Genomic DNA, 3,458 nt, shown 5'->3' with positions numbered 1-3,458 from the left:
ACCCGGCAGGGGGAGGTCCGGCCGCGGACCTCCCCCTGCCGGGTACGGCACACGGTCATGCCGACAGGACCTCCAGGAGCGCCTTGCCGAACTCCTCGGGGCGTTCGAGGTGGACGGCGTGCCCGGCGTCGGCCACGGCGACCTCCCGCACGCTTCCGCCGGCGGCCGCGTAGCGGTCCAGGACGTGGCGCGTCTGCGCGAGCATCGGCTGTGCCGGGGTGCCGTCCCAGCCGGGAACCGCACCGATCGCACCGAGGTGTGCCAGGTCGAACATCGAGGTGTCCGAGACGATGACGTCGTCCTCGCCGCGTATCCAGAGCACCGGCGGCTTGGGCTCGATCAGGTGCAGGTCGTCGACGCGGAAGTGGGTCGGGGCCATGCAGTTGAGCACGCCGCGGGTGCCGGGCGCGATGCCGGGCCAGGCGGTGGACGGCGTGCTGTCGCCCGGGTAGTGGTCGTCGCCGAGGCGCGTGGCGAGCATGGCCTCGACGTACGCGTCCTCGTGCTCGGTGCGGAACGGCGGCTTGACGTAGCAGGACGTCAGGACGGAGCGCGGCGAGGCCGGGAAGTCGGCGCCGCGGTCGCCCTCGCCGAGCAGCCGGACGAAGTCCGGGTTGACCGTGCCGCCGCCCGATCCGGCCCCGTCCGGGGAGTTGAGGGTGCCGTCCACTCCGTGCGTACCGCCGAAGCCGTACGGGGAGACCGGGCTGACCAGGGTGAGGGAGCGCACGGCGGCCGGGTGGTCGCGCAGGTACTGCATGACCACGCCGCCACCCATGGACCAGCCGACCAGGTGGGCCCGGTCGATGCCGAGGGCCGCGAGCAGCTCGGCGAGGTCGTCGGCGTAGTCCCGCAGGCCGCGCGTGGCGTCGACGGGCAGCGGGTCGGTGCCGCCGAAGCCGCGCAGGTCGACGGCGATCGGGCGGTAGGGGGCGGGCAGCGCGGCGAGGGTGGTGTGCCAGAACGCGGAGGAGGAGACGTTGCCGTGGACGAACACGACGGGCTCGCCGTCGGCCCCGGCCTCGGTGATCTGCTGGGTCAGCCTGCCGGTGGCGACACGGCGGGTGTGAAGCGTGCTCATGTTCTTTCCCGTCCTTCAGGAGAGCCAGGTGGCGACCTGGGCGGCGGCTGCGCTGTTCCAGCCCAGTTCGAGGTGGTTGGCGGTCGCGATGGTGGCCTTGCCGCCGACGGTGGGGATCCCGGTGGTGTCGAGCGCGCTGGAGATGAAGACGACGCCGTCGCTGGGTCCGCGGTTCTCGTTGAAGATGCCGACGATGTCGGCGGATCCGCCGGCGAGGAGGTAGGTGGTGACGGAGGCCGGCACTCCGGCGCCGTGCAGCGGGGCGATGAGCGATCCGGCGTCGATGGCGGCCTGGATGCCGCTGCCGGCGGTGTAGAAGCCCTGGCCGCCGTAGTAGGTCGTGTACCAGTCCTGGGCGGCGCCGTCGACTCCGTACGCCCCGTCCCAGCGGGCGAGCATCTGGCGCTGACCGGGGTAGTTGTCCTGGCCGCCGGAGGGGGTCATGGAGAACTCCGGGTGGGCGGTGTACAGGCCGTAGCAGGTCATGTGGGAGTGCGGGGAGGGCGCGTTGACCTTGCCGCCGCACTCGGGCCAGATGGAGAAGTCGTGGGCCCAGCCGTGGGCGTACGGGTAGTCGTAGCCGCCGTTCGGGCCGCCGAGGGTGATGAGCCGTCGTACGTCTCCGGCGTACGCCCGTCCCCAGCTCGGCTTCAGGGACGACACGTACGCGCGGGTCGACATCTCGCCCTTGCTCCAGCCGACCAGATCGACCTTGTCGACGCCCAGCTTCGCCTTGACGAGGGCGATCGCGTCGCCGACGACCTGCGCCTGCATCAGGTTGTCGCCCTGCTTGTGCGCGAAGCCGACGGCGAAGACGCGGTGGCCGCGTTCGGAGAGGTACTGCATGAGCCCGGTGGACGGGCAGGAGGCGGCGCCGCAGCCGTAGCCGCCCGATTCGCCGGGGTTGGCCCAGGCGCGGTCGGCGGTGTCGTTCGCGCCGTGCACGAGGAGGACGGGCGTGGTGCGGCTGCCGGTGTTCCAGCCGGGGGCCGAGTAGAGCAGGAACCGGCCCGAGGAGGGCCGGGAGACGCCGCCGAAGTACGTGACGCGCTTGCCGTCCTGGTCGCCGCGGCCGTCCGCCGGGTAGCCCTCGGTGCGGAACCCGGTGGTCGTGTCGAGGTAGCGCTCGACGCGCTCCCAGCCGTTGGTGACGGTCCCGGCTCCGTAGCTCGCCTCCAGGGTGAGGTACGAGGGGGCCGTCGTCGTCCCGCTCGCGGCGGCGGGCGACACCACCACGGCCGCCGCGACGACCCCCACCATCGCCATGACCCGGGCGGCGCGCAGCCGCCACCACCGCCCCGGGCTCCGTTGGTCGGTCACGTCCGGCCTCCCCCGCTCGTGCGCCTCCGGCGCGTCCGCCCGGTGCCCGTCCCGGCACTGGATCCGCACACGGTAGGCGGACGGGTCCACCCGGGGCATAGGGGCGGGCCACACAAAGGAAGCCGTACGCATGGTGCGGGGGGACCCAGAAGCCGGGGCGAGCGGACTCGAGGGCACCCTCGTCACCCCGCACCGGTCCCGCCTGCACATGCACCCGGAACGGCGTCACGGACCGGGATCGGCTGGGTGGGGTTCAGACGCCGTCGCCGCGTACAACGGGCACACCCACCCCGTCGTGCGGGCCGTCAGCGAACGGCCGGGCGTCCCCACCACGGTCGACGTCGACCCGTTCCACCGGGTGCCGGACAAGGCGCGGATGCGGGAGGTCCTCGACAGGCACGCGATCCCCGGCCGCCGGTTCGCCTTCGCGCGCGGCCGCCGGACGGTCCTGGAGGCCGTCGGGGAGATCGGCCTGCCCCGCATCGTCAACCGGTGGACACCGAGGCCGGCGTGGGCGTGTCGCGGATCGACAGGCGCGGGAACTCCTCGCTCCCCGTCACCGACCCGGTGGTCGCGGGTGCGGTCAGCCCGGTTGGACCGGCCCGATGGTCAGCGAGTGCACGGTCGGGCCCGCGCAGTGCTCGGTCTTCCACGGGACGAAGAGCGCTGCCGTCTGATCGGGCGGGTAGATCCGCAGGCCCTCGGCGGGAGAGAGCATGCACCGTGCCGGGTCGTAGCCGCTGATGCCGTTCGCATCGCGCAGTTCGGCTTCGGCCCGTCCGCCGGGTCGAAGGGTGACGGTGGTGATCGTCCCCGGTTGGCGCACGGCGGCGTTGCCGGACTGCACGCCGTTCTGGGCCACGTAGGAGACGCCCGGGTAGCCGGTCATCGTGCACGCGACGGTGGATCTGTTGGTGAACACCAGGGTCGCGTAGATCGAACCCGCTGCGGGTTCGGGTCTGGTCAGGGCGGCCGAGAGCCGACCGGTCGTGCACTCCCGGGGCGGGCGGCTCGGCCCGGTCGACCGGGCGCTCCGGGTCGGCGACGGCGTGGCCGA

At 73.2% G+C, this 3,458-nt stretch carries 3 protein-coding genes; all 3 read right to left on the bottom strand.

Annotation, left to right across the window (positions count from 1 at the left end; genetic code table 11):
* Positions 1 to 55: 55 nt before the first annotated feature.
* Positions 56 to 1,081 (bottom strand): alpha/beta fold hydrolase, encoded by a 1,026-nt coding sequence (locus CCN56_RS38585; RefSeq protein WP_086832300.1) that lies wholly within the window; start codon positions 1,079 to 1,081, stop codon positions 56 to 58.
* Between the two features lie 15 nt (positions 1,082 to 1,096).
* Positions 1,097 to 2,401 (bottom strand): triacylglycerol lipase, encoded by a 1,305-nt coding sequence (locus tag CCN56_RS38580; RefSeq protein WP_256962400.1) that lies wholly within the window; start codon positions 2,399 to 2,401, stop codon positions 1,097 to 1,099.
* A 583-nt stretch (positions 2,402 to 2,984) separates the two neighbouring features.
* Positions 2,985 to 3,458: DUF4232 domain-containing protein (locus CCN56_RS38575; protein WP_086832299.1), on the bottom strand; the 474-nt coding region annotated here is incomplete at its 5' end.

Origin of the sequence: Streptomyces sp. NRRL B-24572, from assembly GCF_002156145.1 — a bacterium.
GTDB lineage: Bacteria > Actinomycetota > Actinomycetes > Streptomycetales > Streptomycetaceae > Streptomyces > Streptomyces vietnamensis.
Note: the sequence above shows the minus strand (reverse complement) of the source record. Positions and strands in the feature narration are given on the sequence as shown.

Excerpts from the sequence above, each read along its gene's own strand:
- CCN56_RS38585 (WP_086832300.1), bottom strand. The coding sequence starts at position 1,081 with ATGAGCACGCTTCACACCCGCCGTGTCGCCACCGGCAGGCTGACCCAG.